Source organism: Lysinibacillus sp. FSL L8-0312, assembly GCF_038003285.1.
In the GTDB taxonomy this organism is placed as follows: domain Bacteria; phylum Bacillota; class Bacilli; order Bacillales_A; family Planococcaceae; genus Lysinibacillus; species Lysinibacillus fusiformis_D.
This window is the reverse complement of sequence record NZ_JBBOOV010000001.1, coordinates 3,134,903-3,159,929: the sequence shown is the minus strand read 5'-3', so window position 1 is coordinate 3,159,929 and position 25,027 is coordinate 3,134,903. Positions and strand designations below refer to the sequence as shown.

Annotated in this window: 21 protein-coding genes and 1 riboswitch; of the genes, 13 read left to right on the top strand and 8 right to left on the bottom strand. The window is 35.6% G+C overall.

Translation table 11 applies throughout. From position 1 onward, the window contains the following. Positions 1-31: 31 nt before the first annotated feature. A complete protein-coding gene (locus MHI22_RS15985) occupies positions 32-1,174 on the bottom strand; it encodes a BstXI family restriction endonuclease (protein WP_340812377.1) in 1,143 nt (380 codons plus the stop codon). 1,049 nt (positions 1,175-2,223) lie between these two features. Here MHI22_RS15985 and MHI22_RS15980 point away from each other — a divergent pair. The 6 genes from MHI22_RS15980 (at position 2,224) to MHI22_RS15955 (ending at position 6,527) form a co-directional block, all read left to right on the top strand. Beyond that, a complete protein-coding gene (locus MHI22_RS15980) occupies positions 2,224-3,105 on the top strand; it encodes a DUF6414 family protein (protein WP_340812376.1) in 882 nt (293 codons plus the stop codon). A 189-nt stretch (positions 3,106-3,294) separates the two neighbouring features. Continuing rightward, positions 3,295-3,341, top strand: a riboswitch (PreQ1 riboswitch). A gap of 127 nt (positions 3,342-3,468) precedes the next feature. After that, complete coding sequence (gene queF / locus MHI22_RS15975) at positions 3,469-3,969, top strand: preQ(1) synthase (protein WP_004233404.1); 501 nt, start codon at positions 3,469-3,471, stop codon at positions 3,967-3,969. Positions 3,970-4,088: 119 nt separating this feature from the next. Then, the gene (gene queC, locus MHI22_RS15970; RefSeq protein WP_340812375.1) at positions 4,089-4,748 is read left to right on the top strand and encodes a 7-cyano-7-deazaguanine synthase QueC; all 660 of its coding nucleotides are present in this window, start codon (positions 4,089-4,091) and stop codon (positions 4,746-4,748) included. Positions 4,749-4,751: 3 nt separating this feature from the next. Then, a complete protein-coding gene (queD, locus tag MHI22_RS15965; RefSeq protein WP_036119403.1) occupies positions 4,752-5,225 on the top strand; it encodes a 6-carboxytetrahydropterin synthase QueD in 474 nt (157 codons plus the stop codon). Continuing rightward, the gene (gene queE, locus MHI22_RS15960; RefSeq protein ID WP_271911940.1) at positions 5,218-5,946 is read left to right on the top strand and encodes a 7-carboxy-7-deazaguanine synthase QueE; all 729 of its coding nucleotides are present in this window, start codon (positions 5,218-5,220) and stop codon (positions 5,944-5,946) included. Before queD ends, queE begins: the two co-directional genes overlap by 8 nt. Before the next feature lie 41 nt (positions 5,947-5,987). Beyond that, a complete protein-coding gene (locus MHI22_RS15955; RefSeq protein ID WP_271911939.1) occupies positions 5,988-6,527 on the top strand; it encodes a VUT family protein in 540 nt (179 codons plus the stop codon). A gap of 156 nt (positions 6,528-6,683) precedes the next feature. Here MHI22_RS15955 and MHI22_RS15950 read toward each other — a convergent pair whose 3' ends face one another. Next, on the bottom strand, positions 6,684-7,874 hold the full coding sequence (locus MHI22_RS15950) for an MFS transporter (RefSeq protein ID WP_271911938.1): 1,191 nt from the start codon (positions 7,872-7,874) through the stop codon (positions 6,684-6,686). A gap of 354 nt (positions 7,875-8,228) precedes the next feature. Here MHI22_RS15950 and MHI22_RS15945 point away from each other — a divergent pair, with 354 nt between their 5' ends. The 4 genes from MHI22_RS15945 to MHI22_RS15930 all read left to right on the top strand — a co-directional run bounded on the left by MHI22_RS15945 (position 8,229) and on the right by MHI22_RS15930 (position 15,847). After that, entirely contained in the window at positions 8,229-9,041 is an 813-nt protein-coding gene (locus tag MHI22_RS15945) for an MBL fold metallo-hydrolase (RefSeq protein WP_271913648.1), read from the top strand. A gap of 608 nt (positions 9,042-9,649) precedes the next feature. Then, positions 9,650-11,482: an S-layer homology domain-containing protein gene (locus MHI22_RS15940; RefSeq protein WP_271911937.1), complete on the top strand. Its 1,833-nt coding sequence runs from the start codon at positions 9,650-9,652 to the stop codon at positions 11,480-11,482. Between the two features lie 76 nt (positions 11,483-11,558). Further along, positions 11,559-15,362, top strand: coding sequence for a chitobiase/beta-hexosaminidase C-terminal domain-containing protein (locus tag MHI22_RS15935; RefSeq protein ID WP_271911936.1), 3,804 nt, complete (start codon positions 11,559-11,561; stop codon positions 15,360-15,362). Positions 15,363-15,640: 278 nt separating this feature from the next. Beyond that, positions 15,641-15,847, top strand: a complete 207-nt coding sequence (locus MHI22_RS15930; RefSeq protein WP_058844088.1) for a TM2 domain-containing protein — start codon at positions 15,641-15,643, stop codon at positions 15,845-15,847. Between the two features lie 179 nt (positions 15,848-16,026). Here MHI22_RS15930 and MHI22_RS15925 read toward each other — a convergent pair whose 3' ends face one another. The 4 genes from MHI22_RS15925 to MHI22_RS15910 form a co-directional block, all read right to left on the bottom strand. After that, positions 16,027-16,350, bottom strand: a complete 324-nt coding sequence (locus MHI22_RS15925) for a zinc-ribbon domain-containing protein (RefSeq protein ID WP_058844089.1) — start codon at positions 16,348-16,350, stop codon at positions 16,027-16,029. A gap of 295 nt (positions 16,351-16,645) precedes the next feature. Next, positions 16,646-16,927: a tryptophan-rich sensory protein gene (locus tag MHI22_RS15920; RefSeq protein WP_058844090.1), complete on the bottom strand. Its 282-nt coding sequence runs from the start codon at positions 16,925-16,927 to the stop codon at positions 16,646-16,648. A 21-nt stretch (positions 16,928-16,948) separates the two neighbouring features. Further along, on the bottom strand, positions 16,949-17,311 hold the full coding sequence (locus MHI22_RS15915; protein ID WP_058844091.1) for a DUF2085 domain-containing protein: 363 nt from the start codon (positions 17,309-17,311) through the stop codon (positions 16,949-16,951). A gap of 180 nt (positions 17,312-17,491) precedes the next feature. Further along, entirely contained in the window at positions 17,492-18,457 is a 966-nt protein-coding gene (locus tag MHI22_RS15910) for a tRNA dihydrouridine synthase (RefSeq protein WP_058844092.1), read from the bottom strand. Between the two features lie 281 nt (positions 18,458-18,738). Here MHI22_RS15910 and MHI22_RS15905 point away from each other — a divergent pair, with 281 nt between their 5' ends. Both MHI22_RS15905 and MHI22_RS15900 read left to right on the top strand, forming a co-directional pair. Continuing rightward, positions 18,739-20,613 (top strand): leucine-rich repeat domain-containing protein, encoded by a 1,875-nt coding sequence (locus MHI22_RS15905; protein ID WP_058844093.1) that lies wholly within the window; start codon positions 18,739-18,741, stop codon positions 20,611-20,613. Between the two features lie 226 nt (positions 20,614-20,839). Continuing rightward, positions 20,840-21,493 carry a peptidylprolyl isomerase gene (locus MHI22_RS15900; RefSeq protein WP_089933336.1) on the top strand — a complete coding sequence of 218 codons (654 nt, stop codon included), beginning with the start codon at positions 20,840-20,842 and terminating at the stop codon, positions 21,491-21,493. 78 nt (positions 21,494-21,571) lie between these two features. Here MHI22_RS15900 and MHI22_RS15895 read toward each other — a convergent pair whose 3' ends face one another. Next, positions 21,572-21,904: a BRCT domain-containing protein gene (locus MHI22_RS15895; protein WP_058844094.1), complete on the bottom strand. Its 333-nt coding sequence runs from the start codon at positions 21,902-21,904 to the stop codon at positions 21,572-21,574. 106 nt (positions 21,905-22,010) lie between these two features. Here MHI22_RS15895 and MHI22_RS15890 point away from each other — a divergent pair, with 106 nt between their 5' ends. Further along, on the top strand, positions 22,011-23,555 hold the full coding sequence (locus MHI22_RS15890; protein WP_330493800.1) for a histidine kinase N-terminal 7TM domain-containing diguanylate cyclase: 1,545 nt from the start codon (positions 22,011-22,013) through the stop codon (positions 23,553-23,555). Positions 23,556-23,613: 58 nt separating this feature from the next. Here the strand turns inward: MHI22_RS15890 and gnd are convergent, their stop codons facing one another. After that, positions 23,614-25,014 carry a decarboxylating NADP(+)-dependent phosphogluconate dehydrogenase gene (gene gnd, locus MHI22_RS15885; RefSeq protein ID WP_330493799.1) on the bottom strand — a complete coding sequence of 467 codons (1,401 nt, stop codon included), beginning with the start codon at positions 25,012-25,014 and terminating at the stop codon, positions 23,614-23,616. Positions 25,015-25,027 lie beyond the last annotated feature (13 nt).

Below are 25,027 nucleotides of genomic sequence, written 5' to 3'. Positions count from 1 at the left end.
ACTCAATAGCTTTATTGAGTTTGGTATTTGTTTATTCTTCAGCGTCAGAGATAGGTTCAGTGATATTTACCCAAGCTTCTCCATTTCTAGTCCGCATAAATGTACGAGTATTATCAACCCAGCCAAATAATTCAGGTTTGCCTGCTTCTCCTATTAAATGAATCTCCATCCCATTATTTTTTATTTCTTTTAAGGAAAGGCAACGTCTTTGACCTAATTTTGTGTTACAAATAGCGTGCCCCCAGGAAATTTGTTTAGGTTTATGTTCTAAAGTCTCATACACTAAGGGAATCATATGGAATAAATTCACTTTAGTGGATCTTGTAGAGCCTTCAACTTGTTCTTGAGAATTAGCAAGGGAAGAAGCACCTTCAAAGGATAGCATCTCATGTAACTCAGTATAGTAAATTTTATCTAAACAAAGAGGACATGAAGTAACAGAATCTTGTATTATTCCGGATTCATGAAGGTAAGTAGCATCTAATAAATTATTTTCTATCAAAATAGCCTCTAGCCATTCAAAATCAGCTTTATCATAAGGACTATCTTTGGAAATAATAATTAGCCATGCTAAAAATGCCTTGCATAAATAATTGGTTTCTTGGGTAGCGTATTCAGGAGCAAAAATACCTTGAGGAGCACCATTAACTACTTTTTTATTATTACTAATAGACGATAGTCGTAAAACATAATGCCCTTTTTCAATAACAGTTTTAGACCTTTTTTTCGCTGGAGCCCCTTCAGAAGTATATATGTCTCTGATTTCCCAGTGATCCAAGGGTGGGTATTTTTCCAACATGCTATGGGTTCTATATAAAACAAATGCATTGTCGCCAATAACAATATTTGAATAAGAGTTTTTAAAGATTTCTTTAATTTCCCCATCTTCTTCAAAATATTGATTTGGAAAAATTCTAATTATATAGCCATCTGAGTAATTATCTAAATTAACTGAATTAATTCTCTCAAAGGGTATTATTACTTTATTATTTCGATAGACGTGGTTTTGATAAGCTCCTTTATCCCCACCTCTAGGTGTAGCATATCCAGCTTTGCTAACTTTATCTTTATCTTTCTTGTGAAACTTTTCTTCCCATGCAGAAGTTGGATATGGATTATGTTTTCCTTTATGTCCAACTGGTAATCTGCAGTTTTCATGTGTACATAAATACAACAATAAAATCACCTCTATGTATATTTTACTTCAAATGTAAATAAATATCATTGACTATTGGTATCTAAAAATAATTTAAATATATATTATATTTTAGAATATTAAGGAGGGATACGAGTATGATTTCAGCAAAACGAATAAAAATCGTATCGGTAAAATTAGTTGAAGAAACAAGCATACCCTATAAGCACATAGAGTACGTAGCCCTTAAGACAAATACGATATTTTTCAACAATATTTAGGAGAAGTCGATCGTGGACTTAATATTTATGGTTGTATCGAACCAAAATGAAGAAGTTTCTTAAAAGGAGCATGAAATAATGAAAACACTTAAAGGTATTATAAAGACCGAAGTCACATACGATGACGAAATGAAAAATAAGCAAATCCCCAATGGCTATAAAGCCCCTTAGGTGATAACTGGTTGCTAAACTTCCAGAAACCACCTAAGGGGCTTTTGACGTAATAATTATGGTAGTTTAGCTGGGGAAGATATAAAATGGCAAATTCCTTGTTTAAAAAGCCCTTAACCATTTGAAACTAGGGATTGAGTTTGTCTTTAAATTACCAGGTTCCTTCGAAAGGAAAAAGATAGATAACGGCACTTAGTAGTTAAAGATTTTTATGTGCATTTTTATGTGTGATCGTGCTGTTAAGGATTACTGTATTTCCCACGCCTCGTTCTAAATCTATGTGGAAATATGAAACTATAAGTCGCTTTAAGGTGATAAAGCCCCACACGCCCACTTGTGTACTTTAGCGCTTTAATGCTTTAGATAAAATATAGGTGGATATTAAGAAGTAGAATGAAATTTACATCTGAATACTCTACTGAAATTTGAATGAACAGAAGCTAGAGCATATAAATGGATATAGAGAAACAGAGACACAGAAAATTGAAAAGGACTTAGTTGAAAGAAAGTGAAAAAAATAGCACTTCAGAAAGAGAATGAAATAACCAATTAATTTGCAAAAGAGTTCCCCATGATGTAAAATAGGAACAAACGTTCCTGTTTGTTTAGAGGAAAAGAAAAAATAGGGGGTATATAGTGAATAAAGAATCTAAAGGTAGTGTATTTCCAGTTACAACGTACTTAAATCAAAATGTAGTATTTGATTTATTGGCAGTTATTGAAGATGGATTTGCACAAGTAACAAATTTAAATGTCACGAACACTGATGGAAAAAATACTAATAGCAGCATTAATGGAGAGGCTGGATTTGGTTTATACGGGATAAAAACAAAAATTAAAGCAGCAATGGGTGTAGAGAAAAAATCGTTGGAAGAAAAGAATTCAAGTGAGGAAAAAGTACACACGCCAACGTCTTTATTCGCAAAATTACTTTCATATTTAGAAGAAAATCAATTAATTAACGATATTGAAGAGCAAGGAAATTTAGATAATTTAGCATCAGGGAGTTTTGTCAGATTTAATAGTAAATTGGAAAAAAACCCGTTGATTGCCCTTTTAGAATCAATTGAACAAATGATGGTCTTAGCAATGACGTTTCAACCTGCCAAAAAAAGTAACAAAAAGGATGGAAATCAAGAGATATTAAAACAAGTAAAAAGCATGAGAAATAGTTTAATGGAAAATGATAACATGGATTTAATTTGCACTATTAATGAAGAAGAATCATTAAAAGCAGTTCTTCCTGTTTATTTAAATTATTTCATTCATAAAAATACTAATGAAATCATTGATGGAAATTATACTGTTTTTGGAAAAGTTGTGAAGGTTGTTACTAATGATCAAGATGAAATTAATTTATTTAGAAATACAGCATTTAAATTATTCCAACAACAAGCTTTAGATAGCCTTCTTCAATCTATGAACACTGGATTAGATGAACAACTTGATTTTCCTAACATTGTTTCAAGAATCTCAAAACCTGCAATACTAGTAATTCCAATAGCAATTTATTCATAATCTATAAATTTGACAAAAGTTCCATATAGCTCCACTAAAGGTAATGTAAATAATGGTTCTAAACCCTTTGAATCAATTCTTTAGTAATGCTTTCAAACCACATTGCATATAGTAAAATTTTGAAAAAATCCATTTGACGTGCTGTATTATTTTTTGTACGATATTGAAGAAAAGAATGCCCGGACTAGAACGGGAGAGGTTCATAGCGGATACCCTCTATAAAAAACTATGGAAACATGACAATAATGCCATGTCCATATTGGACGTGGCTTTTTTTTATGTGTTTACTTATGTTTTAAATAGAATGCTTGGTGATGCCTCTCTTGAAAAGTGTTGGGAAACATTTTACAAGGAGGTTTTTTTATGTCTGGCCGAAGTCATGAAGAAGGATTAAAGGATTTAACCCTATTAGGTAATCAAGGTACAAAGTATTCCTATGATTATGCACCTGAGGTATTGGAGGCAGTAGATAATCTGCATGCCAATCGAGATTATTTCGTTAAATTTAATTGTCCAGAGTTCACTAGTTTATGCCCGCTTACAAATCAGCCTGATTTTGCAACGATGTACATCTCGTATATCCCAGATAAAAAAATTGTTGAAAGTAAATCACTAAAATTGTATTTATTCAGTTTTAGAAATCACGGTGATTTCCATGAAGATTGCGTTAATATCATTATGAATGACTTAATTGCATTGCTTGATCCTCGATATATCGAGGTTTGGGGGAAATTTACGCCACGTGGAGGTATCTCGATCGATCCATGGTGTAACTATGGGAAGCCAGGAACAAAATACGAAGAAATCGCCAATTATCGTTTAATGAACCACGACCTTAATCCAGAAAAAATTGATAATCGATAAATGGAGAATTAAATAGTTCCATCAAGAAAGAGGTTTTTAGCTACCCTCTTAAAAAAACTAAGAAGAAAGCAGCACTTTTTCTTAGAGTGCTGTTTTTTCGATATAAAGGAGTTTTATAGATGAAGCAGGAAAAAGCAATTGTTGTATTTAGTGGAGGTCAGGACAGTACAACTTGTTTGTTTTGGGCAAAGGAACGTTTTGAAGAGGTTGAGGCAGTCACTTTTGATTATGGTCAAAGGCATCGTCTTGAAATTGAATGTGCAAAAGAGATAGCGAGTGAACTTGGAATCAAGCATCATATTCTTGATATGTCACTCCTAAACCAACTTGCTCCAAATGCTTTGACACGACAAGATATTACAGTAGAAGACGGAAATAATGGTGAGCTTCCATCGACTTTTGTCCCTGGTCGAAATCTTCTCTTTCTTTCGTTTGCAGGTGTTTTAGCGAGTCAAGTAGGAGCGAAGCATATCGTGACTGGCGTTTGTGAAACAGATTTTAGCGGATATCCGGATTGCCGAGATGTTTTTATTAAATCCTTGAATGTAACGTTAAATTTATCGATGGATGATTCTTTTGTTATTGATACACCGTTGATGTGGCTGAATAAGGCACAGACATGGGAGCTTGCTGATCGTTTTGGGGCATTGGAATTTGTTCGAGAAAGAACGTTGACTTGCTATAACGGTGTTATAGCGGATGGTTGCGGTGAATGCCCAGCATGTAAACTGCGAAAAAAAGGGCTTGATGAGTATTTGCGTTATAGGAAGGAGTCTTAAGGGATGTTAGATTTTAAAATCGTCGATAAGCTCCAAAAAATAGATGAGGATATTCAAAGAGATCAATTGAACTATCATGCAAAGCGTGTTCTTGTAAGCAAAGAATTTACCTTTGATGCTGCTCATCATTTACATCATTATGAGGGAAAATGTAAAAACCTACATGGTCATACCTATCGTGTAGTATTGGGATTGAGTGGCTACACAGATGAACGCGGTTTGATGATTGATTTTGGCGATATAAAAAAAATATGGAAACAAAAAATAGAGATTCATTTGGATCATCGTTATTTAAATGAAACGCTTCCACCCATGAATACGACAGCAGAAAACATGGTAGTTTGGATTTATGAAAAGTTGGCAGAGGCATTGCTTGATGAACCAAGCTATAACGGTGCATGTGTAGAGTTTATTAGGTTATATGAAACTCCGACAAGCTATGCAGAAGCGAGACGGGAGTGGATGGAAGGTGAGTAAGGTACCTGTTATCGAGATTTTTGGACCGACGATTCAAGGTGAAGGGATGGTAGTTGGCCAGAAGACAATGTTTGTGAGAACTGCAGGTTGTGATTATTCCTGTTCTTGGTGTGATTCATCGTTTACTTGGGATGGCAGTGGAAAGCATCTGATTGTCCAAATGACAGCGGAAGAGATTTGGACTGAGTTGAAACGTCTTGGAGGCAATGGCTTCTCATTTGTCACGGTTTCAGGCGGCAATCCTGCACTCAATCCACATTTAGCTGAGCTCATTGCCATTTTAAAAGAAAACAACATAAAAATTGGGGTGGAAACACAGGGAAGTAGGTGGCAAAAATGGATGCATGAGATTGATGAACTGACCATTTCTCCAAAGCCACCTAGTTCTGGAATGACCACAGACTATTCGGTGCTCTCATATATCTTCGAAAAGCTTAAAAATCAAAACAGTAATCACCATATATCTCTCAAAATAGTCGTTTTTAATCAAGAGGATTACGATTATGCTAAACAAATTCACCATCGATATCCAATGATTCCTTTTTATCTTCAAGTCGGTAATGATGATCTCATGACAACTGACAATTCACAATTAATTATGCATTTATTGGATAAATATCATGCATTGATTGATAGAGTGATGAAGGATGAAGAATTAAGAGATGTTAAAGTACTACCACAGTTACATGCCCTTGTTTGGGGAAATAAAAGAGGCGTATAGTGTCCCATTACAAAAATGTTTTTAAATTGAGGAGTAGTAGTATGAGAATATTGTTTTATTTATTATCTATTGTCATCGCTAATGTAGTAACGGCAGCATTTGCACCATTGCACTTTGGTATGTTTATTGTTCCAATGGGGACGTTTTTAATTGGGGCAACCTTTATTTTTCGGGACCTTGTACAAAATAAATATGGTAGAGCAAAGACGTATTTATTTATTATTACAGCTTTAATTTTATCAGCAGTAGTGTCATTCCTACTGGGGGATACACTTTTGATTGTGGTAGCGTCAGCACTATCATTTGTTGTCGCTGAAACAGCTGATACAGAAATCTATACTCGATTAAAATTACCAATGGCTTGGCGTGTGTTCTACAGTGGTCTTGTTGGAGGATTTTTGGATTCTGCAATTTTCGTAGTAATCGGCTTGAGTCCACTTGGAGCTAATATATTACCTTGGGAAGCCGTACCATCCGCCATTTTCGGACAAATTATTGTGAAGACAATTATTCAAATGTTTGGCGCAATGATTTTAAATCAAGTTGGTACAATGAAAGAAAAACATCTAATTACAGGATAACTCGTTGAAAACATTGATTAGGCATATTCCACAAGAGATGCCGTTCATTTTGACGAGACAGAGCTATAAGTAAAACAGGCAGATTCGTTTTATAATGCGAATCTGCCTAGTTTAATTTTAAAGGTCTTATTGCATTTTCAATTGTTTCTATCATTTTTATGCTGATTTCTCTAGTTTTTGATCTAAATGGTGACTAAGAAAAGTTAGCAAACTTGCACAGACGGCAACAATCCCACCGACCCATGTAACATTCATTAAATTTCCCTGATGATAAACAATTCCACCTAATGCAGAACCAAAAGCGATACCTACGTTACTTGCTACAGGCATAAGTGAAGCAGCCAATCCTTTCGCACTGGGTTGGTAAATTTCAGCGAGGTCTATTAAATAAAGCTGAGTAGATGTTGTTAAGAGGATAGCCATTAATGACATTAAGCCAATATTGACCAGCCCTAAAATAAAATGATTTGTAGTCCAAAATAAACTTGTCAGAACAATAGCCTGCACAAGAAAAACAAAGCGAAGGCGACCGATAGCATTATGACTGGCAATTTTACTGGCGAGGATATTGCTGAAAATCGAAATAAACCCATAACCAAATAAGATTAGACTAATAGAATTATTTGGTGCTCCCATTCCCTTCAAAATAGGAACAAGGTACGTAAAGACAGCGTAAGTTGCCCCAAATCCTAGAGCAGGAATGAAAAAGGCCATTAAAATACGCGGCTTGATCATTAAAGAAAACTGATCCCGTATCGAACTACGTACTTGGCTGAGTTGATTAGGTAAGACAAAAAAGGATGCCAAAAACGCCAAACCACCTAGAAAGGTTGTTAACATGAAAGTGGCATTCCAACCATACCAGCCTGCGATTACAATACCAATTGGTACTCCTACGACATTTGCTAGTGTGAAACCACCAAAAACGAATGATATAGCAAGTCCGCGTTTGTTTATCGGCATGGTTTCGCTTGCAACAATCATGGCTAGAGAGATTAATACTCCTGTTACAATCGCTGTCATAATACGAAGTACAAGCAGCATGATGTAGCTCGTTGAAATGACGCAAAAAGCATTGAGGACGATGAAAGAAAGGATCAAAAACAACATCCATTTACGCTTTGGAAAATGACTTGTTGCTGACATCACTAGTGGTGTGGCAATAGCAAATGTAATGGCAAATGCAGAAACAAGTGTGCCTGCTTTTGCATTAGTCATTTGAAGGCTTGAGGAAATATCAGTTAAGATTCCGACTATAACAAATTCGCTTGTCCCTAGTACAAATGTCAATAACGTAAGTGTTAAAATGAGTAACCAATGTCGCTTGGATAATTGTGAGTTGTGCATAGATACCTCTTTCTAAGATGAATATAAATGTGTAGTAGATAAACAACCTAAACATCATATCATAAAATATTTTAGCGAGAAAAAATCTTTCTAGATTAAATCGGAATGAATGGATTCTCAAAATCGACAAAACTACAGAGAAATCACATTCTGTTGCTAATCCTAAAGGATATCAATAAAGATGCTTTTGTATTAAATATGTACATAAAAAATAATTCCTAGTACCTTCCACTTTTCCTTAAAGAAGGAATTTACTGATTTTGCTCGAACTCTATAAATAAGAAATTCCTGTTCAAAATCTAAAATACTCACTTAAAGATGCTCCCTTTTAAAAGGGGAAAAGGAAGGTTCATGATGATTCAATTCCAAAAAGATAATATTACTGTTTTTCAAAGTGCATTGTATATGACTACTTCGGCTATCATTCAAACGAATGAAGCGATAATTATGACAGATCCTAATTGGTTACCTAGCGAAATTGGAGAAATTCAGGCTTACATAAACAACATGAAAGGTGATAAGCAACTATATATTATTTACACTCATAGCGATTTTGACCATATTATTGGTTCAGGGGCCTTTCCAGGAGCAAAGGTAATTGCATCTAAACAATTTGATAAAAACCCGAACAAAGCAAAAAGCATTCAAAAAATCAAACAATTTGATCAAAGCTATTATATACAGAGGAGCTATTCTCCTGTATATCCAACAGTAGATATTGTCGTTTCAGAGGATGGGCAAACATTAGAGTTAGATTCGATAACTATGACATTTTATCAAGCACCTGGTCATACGAATGATGGTTTATTTACAGTGATAGAGCCGTATGGGCTATTTCTTTCGGGAGATTACTTGTCAGATATTGAGTTTCCTTTCATTTTTAGCAGTTATAAAGACTATGTCAATACTATTCGTAAAGCTGAAGATATTTTACTGCATCATCAAATAACAACCCATATACCAGGACACGGAACGACAACACAGAACCAACAAGAAATCCAAAATAGGATTCATTTTTCTAAACATTACTTAGCACAGCTTCCGCAGGATAACGAAGAGTTAGAGAAATGTTTAAGGGAAGAGTATTCGTTTTTTGAAGGAATGAAAAGCATTCATACTGACAATAAAAAGATGGTCAATAAAGAATGTTCAGAAGAGAATCTGTAGTCAATAATCTTTTGAGATGTATTACAAGTAAAACAAAAAGGAGATTGGTTTAGTACCCATAGAAAAAACACCTCCACGTTGAATGTTTTGTATTTAATACCCGTTTTTCAACGAAAGGTGTTTTTATTTGTCTCCTTTTTTTAGGTCAGTGCGAGATGGATACTCACTGGCTTTTTTCCTATTAAGGATATGACATTGAGGTTAACTTTAAGGTAAGAGTATTATCTACGTTCAGGCAAATGTGCCAACTCCTCGGTTATTTCAGCCCTCCCGTACAAAAGTTATAGAGGTTTTACTTTTGTGTCGGGCCTTTCAATGTCTAATAGAGGTGAGGGGCACAATTGCCCTTTAGTTCATGTGAAAATGTAATTACAGAAAATGAGGTTTTATTATAAAACTACTATTCTAAATAATATTGTAAAAGTTTAATATAAACATTTTACAAAAAATTTAGAATATTAATATTAAATAACAATATATTTATTATTTTTCTGTTAAAATTACTATGTTAAACAATATTTTGGCAATGTTTAATAATTACAATTAATTGTATTGATTGGATTCAAAATCATCCTTATTAAATAGGAATGGGAGGTATTACTCTAAGTATGCGTAAATGGGGAAAATCGAAGTATTTAAAAGCAATAACAGCAATGGCATTAACGGCTTCAGCGGTAGTAGTAGCACCGATTGCATCTGAAGCTAGTAGTTTCAAGGATGTACAACGAACGCATCCATTTTATGACGAGATTAAAAATTTAAATGATCGTGGCATTATTAATGGGTTCCAAGATGGGACATTTAAATCTGAGCAAAACGTAACACGTGGACAAGCTGCTAAAATTATTGCGGGTGTATTAGGACTGGATACATCGAATGTTAGCAATCCAAACTTTAAAGATATTCCTACTAATCATGTATATTTTGGTGCAATTGCTGCATTAAAGGAAAAGGGGATTATTAATGGTTATGAGGATGGAACATTCCGTCAGGATGAATTTATTCAACGTAACCATGTAGCAAAAATTTTAGCGAACGCTTTTAATTTAAAAGCTTCAAATACGAATTCATTACCGTTCACTGATGTGCGTGCAGATTATAAAGAAGCGATTGCTGCTTTATATGAAAACAACGTAACGACTGGTAAGACAGCTACATTATTTGATGGTTCTTCCAATGTAACACGAGGACAACTGGCTGCATTTATTACTCGTTCAGAAGCTGTTAGTAATCCGACTACTCAACCTTCTCAAAGTGTAACGTTTAAAGTTGAAAAATATACAGCGAATGAAATTGCTATTAATGGTAAAACTTATTTATTTGGTGATTCAGTAAAGTCAATTTTTACAACTAAAAATAAAACCGCACTAACAGGAGCAAAAATTACAGCAACTATTGAAAATGGGATTATAACAAAAGTAAATAACGTTGTTTTAAATAAGGCAGGTTCAGCAGAGATGGGCGTTGTATTCAATACAAATGCAACGCTCGATTCGATAACAATTAACGCAGATGGTGTGACTGTTAAAAATGTATCAGTTACAGGAAATGTAACCATTACCTCAAATGTTAAGAGGAAAATGGAATTTGATGGTACTACAATTACTGGCGATTTAATTATAGCTGATGCAATAGATGGTCAAAGTACACTTGTATTGAAAATCAAAAATTCGCACACAGAAAAAGTACAAGTCAAGCGTCAAAATATTTCGATTGTGACGGACACGGTGATTCCTGAAATTATCATAGCAGCTCCCATTGCTGCTATAAATATTGATGGATCAGCAACGAAGGTAACAATTGAATCTACGGCAAAACTGAATATGACTGGGAATGTAAAGTTTGAACGATTGTTGCTTCCTACGGCAGTGGAGTTAGAATTGAATGCTATTGGTTTAGTGAAATATTTAACGGTTCTAAACGCTGATGCTCGAATTACAATCGGTTCAGGTTTACTAATAAATGACTTGTCGATTCCAGCAGGTTCAACGGTAACAAAAATTATAACAAACTATGCCTCGGTTGCTTCCCAAATTAAAGCCATTATTGGAGGTTCTTCGCCAAGTACAGGGGTTCCAAATACAGGTGGAGGAAATGTGGCACCCGATCCGGTTATTCCACCAGAAAAAGTGAGTGAATTTAATGTAAAGAATGCGGAGGAATTAAAACAAGCATTAAATAAAGCTAAAGCAGGAGACTTGATTAGGTTAACAGCTCCAATGACTGCAGATGTAACGCTAACAGATTTAGTAATGATTGATTTGAATGGTCAAACCTTGAATGGGAATGTAACGCTAACAGCACCTACAGCTTCAGGGAGGTACTCTTTAATGCCATCTGGTAGTACTGGTACTATTGCAGGGGATTTAATCATTGCTGCACCAAATGTGAATATCAGTTTAGATGGGTTAACCGTTGAAGGGAACACAATAATTGAATAATAACTTCTAGTAAATTCCTTTGTAAGATAGGGAAAAAGTTGATTGTATAGATAAAAAATCATAAGGAGCTAAACGAATGAAGAAATATGAATGTAATGTCGTTTCCAAGATAGCTTTATCATTTTTACTTGTAATTTCTATGATTTTGCCTTACTTAACAATTGCAAAGGCGGAAACGACAGAAGCTATTGGAGTGGGGGAATCGGTCAGTCAATTGGATCCAACTTCTGAATTAACAATTGCTGAAGCTCGTGCAGCGGTTGGAACGGACCGCACAGTCCAAATTCAAGGGACGGTTACGACAACACCTGGTAGCTGGGGAAGTAAGGCCTTCTATGTACAGGATGATTCAGCAGGAGTATATGTTTTCTCCAGTTCTCCAGAAGCAGGGAGCTTAGCTGTTGGAGATATTGTCAAAATCACAGGGAAAACGAGTTTATATAGCGGAGAGGTTCAATTTAATTCACCGATAATTGAACGAATTTCAACTGGGACAGCACCAGCGCCACAAACAGTGAATCTACCGATTGATGACAGTATGCAAGGTGAATTAATTACACTTGAAAATATGAAGATTAAAGATTTAAAGCCATCTGGTACGTCTGGTACATTTGAATTTAAAGCAGTCGATGCAGCATATAACGAGCTGTTAATTCGCCATGATAACCGTACAGGCTATCAGTTCTCTCAATTTGAAGCAGATGGGTTCAATAACAATGATGTGATTACCGTGACAGGGATTGCTTCAATTTTTAACGGAACTTATCAATTAAAAACGTTAAGCTCGAAAAGCTTCCAATTAGTATTAAATTATGAGCCAACACAAGTAGCAAATATTAAAGCTGTTCCAGCAACAGGCGAAGTCTATGCAGGAACAAAAGTAACATTGTCTACAGATACGCCAAATGCAACAATCTATTACACGATAGATGGTTCTGAACCGTCTACAGCTAGTATGGTTTATGATGCGGCAGCTGGCATTGTTGTCAATGAAGCAATGACGATCAAAGCATTTGCTACAGCAACTGGCTTAAACGATAGCGTAATTACATCCTTAAATTTTACAGTTAAAGATGCGCCATCCACTATTTCAATTACGGAAGCTCGTCATAAAGAAATCGGACAAACTGTCATCGTATCAGGTATTGTAACAGCAAAATTAGAAACTGCTACAGCGCACATTCAAGATGAAGATGGTGCGGCGATAGCCATTTATCCTGTAGATAGTCTTACTGCTAATATCGGTGATCGGGTGACGGTGCAAGGTCAAGTAGCTGAATATAGCGGACTAAAGCAATTAACGAATATTTCGCTTGTTGGCAAGCCTATTCCTTCTACAATACCAGAGCCACACATTATTAAAAGTATTGAGGTTGCAGAGGATAATGAATCGAAATTAGTAACGATTAAAAATGTTGCCATTACTGGTTCAGGTCAAAACTTTACCGGAACAGATGATGTAGGTACATTTGCTATTTACGATAAAACACGTGACTCAGGTTTAGTGAGTGGAAAAACGTATGGGGAAATTACAGGAATTATTGGTCAATATACAAACCACCAACTGCTTCCGATACGCATTATTGAAGATGTAACAAAGGTTCAGGATATCAAAGCATCTCACGTTGGGGGCGTAACAGCGGGCACGAAAGTCTCACTTTCTACAATGACAGAAGGTGCAACCATTTATTACACAGTGGATGGCTCAACACCAACTACAGCCAGTACAAAGTATACAGGAGAAATTCTTGTTAATAAACCAATGACGATTAAAGCGATTGCGGTGAAAGAAGGTTTAACGAACAGTGCGATTGCTACATTTGTTTATGAAATTATTGATACTAAAAATGCAAAAATTAGCGATATTCAAGGGGCAAGCCATAAATCACCATATGTCGATTTAACAGTAAATGATGTAGAGGGAATTGTTACATTCGTTATCAATTCAACTAGCTTTATTATGCAAGAAAATGGGCCGACGTTCGATGGCGTAAAATCAACAGCAATCAAGGTAAATAAGTCGGCACATAATGTAAAAGTAGGGGAAGTTATTAAAGTAGCAGGAAATGTAATAGAAGCAGGTGGAAACTCTCGATTGACAGATACGCAAATTTCAGCAACAACTATGACAAAAACGGGTACGGCAGTAATTCCAGAAGCTCTTGTGATAGGGGAGGACCTTTTCCCACCTAATAAAATTATCGATAATGATGGCTTTGCCATTTTTGACCCACAAGAAGATGGCATCGACTTTTGGGAATCCATCGAGTATATGCGGGTATCATTCCCGGATGCGAGAGTAATTGGACCGATTTATAATAATGATTCACCAATTGTTGTACCGAGTACAACAAATAATACATTTAATGTGAATGGTGGTTTAAATATTGCTGCCGACGATTATAACCCTGAAAAAATTATGCTTGAAGGGGTTTCAGGGAAAAATTATGATTCAGGTGACCGTTTTAATGAAGCGCTTATCGGATTTGTAGAAAATTTTACAGATGGCTATCGACTGAACACGAATAAAGTCTTTCCTGATGTGATAAAAGCAAACCTTCAGCAAGAAGTCACACATCTTGAACCAGTTGTGGACAAGTTAAATGTCGCTTCTTATAATATCGAAAACTTTTCGAATAATCCTGCCAATACATCTAATGAAAAAGTGGACAGAATTGCAGCGACATTTGTGAAAAACATGAAGTCACCAGATATCATTACATTAGTCGAAGTACAAGATAATGATGGGCAAATTGATTCAGGAAATGCTGATGCATCGGAAAGCTACATGCGATTAATTCATGCAATTAAAGCTGCGGGTGGTCCTGCCTATGATTGGATTGATGTCATGCCAATTAACAATACAGTAGGTGGTGCACCTGGTGGTAATATTCGTGTAGGTTACTTATATAACCCGACGCGTGTTTCATTAGTGACAGGTATAAAGGGAGTAGGTGACCAAGCGAATACGTGGACAGCAGATGGAGGTCTTGCCTTAAATCCTGGCTTTGTTGATCCATCAAAATTTGTAGATACACGTAAACCAATTGCAGCAGAATTTGAATTCCAGGAAGAGCGTGTAGTCATTATTGGAGCTCACTTAAATTCTAAAGGTGGGGATGGTTCACTTTGGGGGCCAACACAGCCGCCAGTGTTAGAATCAGTAACGAAACGTCTTCAGCTAGCTCAAGCCATCAATGACTTTATCGATAAAGGTCTTGCAATGAATCCGAATTTAAATATCATTGTAGCAGGGGACATGAATGACTTTGAATTCACACCAGCACTTGAAACGTTAAAAGGTGATGTTTTAACGAATATGGTAGATAAAGCCCCAGAAAAAGACCGTTTTACGTACTTCTTCCAAGGGAATAATCAAGTGTTGGATCATATTTTAGTTTCGAATAATCTTGCTGATGTTACCGAAATTGACTTGATTCATATTAATGCGAACTTTACAGAGGCACAAGGTCGAGCATCGGATCATGACCCAGTATTAGTTCAAATTGATTTGAAGGCAGGGAAAGAAGAAATACCAACACCAATATTACCTGAAAATGTATATAGCTTTAATAACTACAAAACAGGTAAATTAATAGTGAATCGCCCAAGTGTTTCGTTAACGTTAGGGGAAAATACAAATATTAAAAATGGGATTGCGGTATTTAGTCAATATGCTGAATTCCATGGTGAAGGATTTGCGGACAAAACGGTAACGATTAGTCCCAAAAAAGGAAATGCGATTATTGACTTTAAAGGAACGAAAATGGGTGAAATTATTATTGAAGGGGAAAATGTAAAAGAAATTCGAAATTTACCTGTTGGAGCGAACATAACATATACTAAAGGAGCTTCGGAAGAGAAAATTAAGTTTAAATAAAAACTAAGGATGCTAAACACAAATTTTATTGGCATCATCATCTTCTGAAGCAAGTAATACATTTTTAATAGTTAGGCATATTCAGATTATATGAATATGCCTATTTTTTTATTGTAAAGCTAGTCCATACGTTTTAGAAAATTTTGATATGTATATCAACAAATAAATATCCTTATTTTTATAATTAAAAGGAAAAAATGTTGAAAAATACTTTATTTGTAATATAATCATTTAATAGGGTTTAATATAGTATTTATGAATTGATTGGAGGTGCTTATATGTCAGACAGAAATTTTGTAGCAACAGTATTACTTTGTTTCTTTTTAGGAAGTCTAGGGGCTCATCGTTTTTATGTTGGTAAAATTGGTACAGGTATTTTAATGTTTTTCACATTAGGTGGATTGGGTATTTGGACATTAATCGATTTGATTATGATTATCGTTGGTAAATTTACTGATAAAGATGGTCATCTTATAAAATCTTAATAGTTAAAATGATTGAAATAAAAAACGGCTGGCTCATACATACATACATACTTTTAAGCTTGTTGCTTTTTTTTATAGCCATACGATAAAAAGAAGGGAGACATATAAATGTCTACCCTTCTTTATTGTTTATGGTGGAATAAGCAGATTACCATACCAGACCACTGTGGCAGAATTATTTAATAATAATAGCTATCATTCATCATTTCTGCTACAACGCCTATTACAAATGCAATAATCATCATAATAACTGAAAGAGCTAGCCCACATAATGCAAAGATTAAAGCAGACTTTGCTGCTTTTGGTTGTGTGTCTTTCCATATAAAATAGAGGATAATGCCAAGTAGAGGGAAGCAGCATAAGCTGAGGACATTAACCCAAATATTTGGGTTATCATTTTTTGCTACATTTACTTGGTTGTTAAATTTTAATACGTTGACACCACAATGTAGACATATTTCGGCATTTTCGTCAACGCTAGAACCACAATTAGGACAAAACATATTAGAACCCCTTACATACTAAAAATTTCTTATTTATTAATCAACTTGCCTTGCTGTTTTTTCTTCGTTTAATGACATTAATAGGCGTAATAATTAAAGTAGATAAGCTCTTTTGACATATTTCCCATTATCATTGGCTTAAACAACTAGGAAAAACTTACAACTCCTCTAATTGCAACGTTATTAGAATCTGTAGCTTATACTAATTTTTCCTTTAAGTATAATATTACTGCTAATACACATTGCTTGATTAAAGCCTAATAAGAGACAGAATTTTGTCATATGTATACCTGATTTAATAACTCGATAATCCAATAATGAACATTATAATATAGAATAATATGGTAATTCCTATGTTAATAAAGAAGAACATTAAGGCTGATTTAGCCGCAACTGGTTTTTCGTTTTTCCAAACAAAGTACATAATTAACCCAACAAGTGGCACACAGCAAAGTGTAATTATATTAACAGCCCAGTTTGGTGTGTCTTCTCCACTTGCATTTTTTACGCGGACACCACAGTGGACACAAATTTCTGCGTATTCGGAAATATGTTCACCACAGTTTCTACAATACATAATTGTACCTCCGATATTTTGTTATAGTCTTCTTCCAACATATTGACCAAATAAAAAAAATTGGTAACCAATAGTGTAGAAAATATAAATAATGCCGATTCCACCAATTAATCCAGTAAGGAACCGTCTATTATTATTACTTGTCCATTTACCAAATAATTGACCTGTACCATCAATAGCCATTGGTAAAATTAATAAGGCTATTATCCATAAATCAAATATGCCTAAGAGTATGACTAATATGATGGATAAGAGGTAACCTACTGCCATACCAGTACATCTTGCACATAGAGGGAGTTTCCGCCCCTTATAATGGAAAGAACGGTCCGGTCTTTGATGGCAAAAGAAAAATACCCGCAGTATGAAATTAATATTATTTACCAAATTTGTAAACCCCTTTATTATTATAGCGTTTAGTATATAACATAAATAGAAATTATGGAATATACCTTATAATTTAGTTTTCACTCCCTTTTAAGGTTTAATATGTATTACAAGTAAAGTAAAAAGGAGATTGGCTTATAGCCAGTCTCCTTTAGCGTATGTCGTATCTTATCTGAAGATTTACTCAGCAGTGTAGGCTGCTAGAAGATCACGTACTTCATCGGTGGAATTTGCATTTAGTAATTGAACTCGTAATTGACTAGCGCCTTTAAAGCCGCGCACATATATTTTAAAGAAACGTTGCAATGCTTTAAATGAACGCATTTCGAATTCCTTAGAGTAGTGATCATGAAGGTTGAGGTGCAAGTATAGTAAGTTAAGGTATTCTTTGGCGTTATGCTCTGACGGCTCTTTTTCAAAAGCAAATGGGTTTGAAAATACGCCTCGGCCAATCATGACTCCATCGATGCCGTATTGCTCCACTAGTTTTAGACCTGTTAAACGGTCAGGGATATCTCCATTGATTGTCAGCAACGTTTTAGGAGCAATTTCATCGCGTAGCTTTTTGATGTCTGCAATTAATTCCCAGTGTGCTGCGACCTTGCTCATCTCTTCTCGTGTCCGAAGATGGATAGAAAGATTAGCTATATCCTGTTTAAAAATATGACTGAGCCACGCACGCCACTCTGCTACATCTGTAAAGCCAAGTCTTGTTTTTACACTAACAGGTAAGCCACCTGCTTTTGCTGCTTGAATTATTTCTGAGGCTAGTTCAGGGTGAAGAATTAAGCCGGCTCCTTTACCTCTCTCAGCCACATTATCGGCCGGGCACCCCATATTAATATCGATACCTTTAAAGCCTAGCTCTTTCATACCGATGCTCATTTGACGAAAATGCTCAGGGGTGTCTCCCCAAATATGGGCCACAATTGGCTGCTCATCTTCAGTGAAGGCTAAGCGGTTACGTACATTTTCGAAGCCGCCAGGTTGACAATAGCTTGTTGTATTGGTGAATTCTGTAAAAAATACATCAGGCCTCCCCGCTTCACTAATGACATGACGAAATACAACATCTGTCACATCCTCCATTGGTGCTAAAATGAAAAATGGCCGTGGTAAATCAAGCCAAAAATTATGTTGATGCATTGATGAAAATCCTCACTTTCGAAAATAATACCTTTGCAAAAAGATACCATATTTACTGTCCTTCTACATAGCTAGGGGCTTAGCTTGATACAAGAAACGGTATCTTATTTGAAAGTGGGAAATTTGATGAGAAGGAAAAGGGGAAAAACCTTGATAGATCCTCGCTGCCGTTTAGGGTCTTGAACATGGTAAAAGATATAATTAGTATTTCATAGAAATATTGACATTTATTTTTCAGACAACTAAGCTTAATGAAAAATAGAGCTGGGGAGGGACTGCCAGTGGAATTAATTCAACTAAATTGTCCGAATTGTAATGGGAAAATTGAATATAAAGAAGGGCAATCATTTAAATGTCCTTTTTGTGAAACTGAAATAATGCTGAAAGAAAATAAAGTCTATTATGTAGATCAAACGATTAATCATTATTATGGTACAGCTGCTCCTAATACAGCTACACGTCCCAAAACGAATTTAAAGGCACTTCTTATTGTACCGTTTGTCTTCTTGTGTGCCATTCTTGGGTATTTTCTTTTTAGTAGTAATCAAACAGAGCATGGAAACCGTGAAGAAATAGCTGTTCGAACAATGCCTGAAAGTGAAGTGCTTCTATTCTTTTTAAGGGACATTTTTGATAAGGGTGGAGCAATGCCAACTAAAGAAGAGATTGCAAGTATTCGATATTTGGCCCCCTACTATTCTGATGATCAATGGCATTTTGATTACAGTCTAGACGATCCATTTACAAATAAGGAAGCTGAAATTTCTACCTATATCATGATGGATAAGTTATTAAATACGCAAGAAATCGAACAAAAGGACTTTGAAGCCTTTACTGGACTAACTGTATTGAAGCTCATGAATGATTATGAAATAGCACAAAGTGAAAAGGTAAGCTTTCGACATCTGAAAAACTTAAAAAGCTATACAGGTAGCTTTAATGAATCATTTAGTAAAATTGCGGAATATTTTAGCGATAAGTCTAATATTGTAGAGCTCTCTATCCAAATTCGAAGTAATGAGGAACTTGCTTTATTATTAGAGTTTCCGAATCTCCAATCACTTGAAATATCTTATGTGACTGAAGAAGTTAAGGATTTTGAGCTTCTTAATAAATTGTCACTAAAATCATTGTCTTTAAAATTTTCCAATGATTTGAAGTGGTTGTCTACATTAACTGATTTAGAGTCGTTAGCGATAGACAATAGTGAAGCGACCGATTTTAGCTCCTTCTATTCACTGAATCAATTACAAGAATTGAAGCTTACATCGGTAAGAAATTTAAAAACGCTTGATTTTTTACAAAATATGCCTAACCTACAATCGCTTGATCTCGAAAATATGAACATTGCCAATTTAGAAAAGCTTAGAAATAAATCATCTTTGACAAAGCTACGTTTATCTTCTCCAGGTCAATTTGAATTGCTTGATATTGTGAACAGTCTGACATCACTCACTGAGTTATCATTAGCTGGTTATTATGGCGATACATCGCCGATTACAGCACCCAATTTGAAGAAGGCGGAGCTAAAGGGTTCTTTTATACAAAAGTTAGAGGCACCCACTTTAAAAGATTTGACTGTTTATATAAGTGGATCGGAATCGCAATTGAATGGTGCAGCATTTCTGAAATACCCACAGCTAGAAAAGCTTACAGTCAAGGAGTATGGGGTTTTCACGGGCGTTCGTTCCTTAAATGACCTACCTAGTTTGCAAACAATTCATTTTAACGAGACCATTTTTTATGAAGAAACAGGTGACTTATTCAATTTACAGCACGTAAAGACATTAAATTGTTCTGAATGCAATTTTCAATTTAATAGTCAACAACCATTAACAAACAACGTGCTGGAACATTTAACTTTGAATGATGTATCGATTCAAATAGGTAATAGTGATTGGATAGATGAGGTTGATAAGATCATGCCTTACTTTGCTGGTCTTTCAGCTTTACGTTCGTTCACATTACAGGATAGTTCACTTCAATCGTTACATTTCATGAAAAATTGGCAACAAATCGAGGTGCTTCATTTAGAAAATAACGCTATTTCAGATGTAGAGCCTTTGGTGAATATGCCTAACCTAAAAAGGCTATATATTTTAGGAAATCAGGTTCAAAATCAATCTGTTTTAGACAAAGGAATTCTCATTTATTAAAGTCAGGTGTATTTTTAACATGAACTCACTTAGTAATCAAATTAGGTACCAGTCATAAAGGAGGCTGGTACTTGTTTTTAATAGAATAAGGCTCGAGATGAGTATAGTATTACAAACTAAATATCGGGTCGATAAGGAAGAAACGATAGGAGTATTGGATTTATTTGTCTTAAGCAATCGGATAGTTTTATAATGAATAGATGGTTAAGTAGAGGAGCTGAAAAATATGTTCGCACGTAATAAAGGTGTTTATTTAGTGTTATCATTACTAGCAATCACTTTTGTTTTAACAGGCTGTGGTACCGCTAAAGACAAAGCAAAATCTGAAGGAGACACAGTGGATTATGCGGCGGAAGTGAAGGAAAATCCAATTGTGACGATTACGATGAGCAATGATGAAAAAATTGTCATTGAATTAGAACCTACTGTCGCCCCAAATACAGTCGCTAATTTTATTTCCTTAGTGAAAGAAGGATTTTATGATGGTCTTATTTTCCAACGTGTAATTCCTGATTTTATGATTCAAGGTGGAGATCCTTTAGGGAATGGTACTGGTGGACCTGATTATTCAATTGATGGTGAGTTTTCATCAAATGGATTTGACAATAATATGAAGCATGAACGTGGTGTTATTTCGATGGCTCGTTCGCAAGATCCTAATTCTGCAGGTTCACAATTTTTCATTATGGTAAAGGAAGCATCACATCTTGATGGGGATTATGCTGCTTTTGGGAAAGTGATCGAGGGTATGGAAACAGTCGATGCCATTGTTGCGGTTGAGCGAGATGCCACAGATAAGCCGCTAGAAGATCAGCAAATGAAAAAGGTAGAAGTGGATACAAAAGGCTTTGATTATCCAGCGCCTAAGGTCAATAAATAGTTAATCTAGAATTTATTGATAAAAACAATAATATAGACATAAAAGAGTATGTAAGAGGTGAAATCTTACATACTCTTTTTACTTGTCAATTTCCTTTGGTATTGAAATAAGCCATAAAAAATCGTCCTCTATCAGTATTTGGATGTCGTGCCCTTGAGTAACTAGCTGTTCAGCCTTATGCTGTTTGCTACTGATGCCACGACGTTTATCTCCAAGAATGACGAAATCCGTTTGCTGTGTAACAGCTCCCTGCAAGGACCCTCCACAGGCTTTTACTTGTTTGGCAGCCTCTGAACGGGTCATTGTAGAAAGAGCCCCTGTAAAAACGATTTGTTTTTTATAAAAGGGGTGTGTTAGGCTTTCGGCTGAATCAGGGTGGAAAATGATTTCTAGGTTGTTCTTATTCGTCATATGGGTACTCCTTAACATTCTCTTTTCATTTTAGATAATAAATAAATCCACAAAATTTTGCATGTATGCTACATTAAAAATAAAAAATTTAAAGAGGTACATACACATGAATTCGCAATTGACTGCTTTTATTACTCTTAGCTGTACATCGGGTTTTCTAAATTTGTATTTATGTTTATACGTATTTCTACAACGCTACAATTACGCAAAAATTGCGCAATTGTTTATAGGGTATACGGCGTTAATTACGGTATATTGTTTTGCCTCTGCTTTTGGTTTAATAGCTACAACACTGGACGCAATAAAGTTTTGGACAGCCATTCAATATGTAGGTATGGCTTTTTCAACACCGCTCGGTTTATTGTTTATCATGCAATATTTGGGCTTTCATTTGTCAAGGAAAAAGATAATGGCCCTTCTAGCTATCCCTTTTATTAGTTTAATAATGGTTGCTACAAATGATATGCACCATTTTCATTATAAGATATTTGAAGTTGATCCCGTGTTAGGGGCTCCTTATGTTTATCAGGAAATCGGTATATGGTACATCATTCATGGTATATTTACGTTTGGCTGTATGTTTGTATCCTTTTTACTAATAGTAAAGTATTGGAAAGAAACAAGTAAAACTTATCGCCAACAACTGATTGCCTTAATGTGTGGTCAGTTAATTCCTATGATCACTGCTTTTATATACTTATTGGGTCTAACACCTCAAGGGGTTGATCCTGTTCCAATGGTCTTATGGATTTCTTCTCTGTTGTATTTATGGTCTATTAATTCCTCCCGTTTATTTAGTGTAATGCCTGTTGCCAAAGATGCTATATTCCAAAGTATCAATGATGGGGTCATTGTGTTAGATGAGTCGTTTCGATTAATAGAGTTTAATCAAGCATGTAGCAAGGTGTTCCCTCAACTAACTCGGTCTATGTTTGGTGTGGATTTTAGGAAGCTATGGCTTGAAGTAACTGGGCAAACGATGCCATTTACATTAGAGACGACGATGAATACGCAAGAAATAGAGCTTGATCTTATGAGTCATACTTACCAGGTACGCATATCAGCGCTACGGCATGTTAATCATGGTAATGGGCATTTACTCATTTTTACCGATATTACAGAGTTAAAGAAGCTACAACGGATGTTAGAACAACAGGCTTATTATGATGAACTGACACAAATCTATAATCGTCGAGCATTTTTTCAACAATGTAATCAAGCCTTCAGCGAGATAAGAGCATCATCAACAGCATTTACAGTAGTATTAATGGACATTGATTATTTTAAAAGTGTCAATGATACGTATGGTCATGCTGTCGGCGATCAGCTACTTGTTCATGTTGTACAGGTTTGTCAGAGTCAATTGAAAAAAGGCGAGCTTTTTGCAAGATATGGTGGTGAGGAATTTGTTCTTGCACTCAAGGGCTATTCATTGTCTAAGGGGGAAGCATTAGCTAAGCAGCTCTGTCACTGTGTAGAAACACAACCTCTGATGACTATTGAGGGGGCTATTTATGCTACCATTAGCTGTGGAGTAGCTGAAGGAACAAATGAAGAAGAGACATTGTATCAGCTTTTAAATAAAGCGGATAAGGCACTGTATGGAGCAAAGCAAGCAGGGCGTAATCGAGTACATGTTTATTTAGAATAAAAAAGGCTAAAATATACGATCATTCATGGAAGGAATGATGTATATTTTAGCTTTTTAATTACCAATTTGTATGGAAAACACCTTCTGCATCAGTACGTTCATACGTATGGGCGCCAAAATAATCACGTTGTGCTTGTAACATGTTCGCATTAGATGAGCCTGTTCGATAACTATCGTAATATGTGAGAGAAGCACTTAGACATGGGAACGCATTACCTGCTTGAATGCCTTCACAAACTATTTTTCTTAAGCCGTTTTGATAGTCCTTTGTCTTTTCTGCAAAGTAAGAGTTAATTAGTAAATTATCAAGTGTAGGTTGCTGTTGGTAGGCTTCACTAATCACATTTAAAAATTCTGCACGAATAATACAGCCACTGCGGAAAATTAAGGCAATATCCTTTAATGGCAAGTTCCAGTTGTAAAGCTCAGATGTCATTTTATATTGTGTGAAGCCTTGTGCATATGCACAGATTTTACCCATATATAAGGCTTGACGTACGTTTTCTATCCACACATCTTTATCTTGATTTTGTGGATTGTAGTTCGGCCCTGACAGTATAGCTTCAGCTCGAACCCGCTCCTCTTTTAATGATGAAATATAGCGAGCGAATAAGGCTTCTGTAATAATCGATGTAGGGATACCGTTATCAATGGATTGCATACTAGTCCATTTTCCAGTACCTTTTTGACCTGCTTTATCAAGAATCATATCGATTAGTGGTAAACCTGTTACTTCATCCTTTTTTCTTAAAATTTCAGCTGTAATTTCAATCAAATAGCTTTTTAATTCGCCTTGATTCCATGTTTCAAAAGTATCAGCAATTTCCTCAACAGATAATCCTACATTTTTTCTTAAAAACGTATAGGCCTCAGCAATTAGCTGCATATCTGCATACTCGATCCCGTTATGCACCATTTTAACAAAGTGGCCTGCACCTTTAGGACCTATATACGTACAGCATGGTGTACCATCCACTTGTGCTGCGATTTTTGTAAGTATAGGTGCTACTTTGTCATAGACCTCCTGATCACCACCAGGCATGATAGATGGCCCTGTCAATGCGCCCACTTCACCGCCTGAAATCCCAATTCCTAAATAACCGATTTCTTGTGCTTTTAATTCATCATATCGACGCTCTGTATCTTGATAGTGAGAGTTACCACCGTCCATAATAATATCGCCTTTTTCAAGGAATGGCACTACAGATTGAATAACGGAATCAATAGCCTTCCCAGCTGTCACCATCAAAAATATCTTTCTTGGTTTTTCTAAAGATTGTACGAACTCTTCGATATCATAGTAAGGAGTAAGCGCTTGTCCTTCGACCTTTTGTAGTAGTTTGTCGGTTAAATCTCGTGTGTAATTATAAACGGCCACTTGCTCGCCCTTATTAGCCATGTTTAAAGCAATATTACTGCCCATAACACCTAAACCAATAACGCCTATTGTATTTAACATTGTGCTCGCTCCT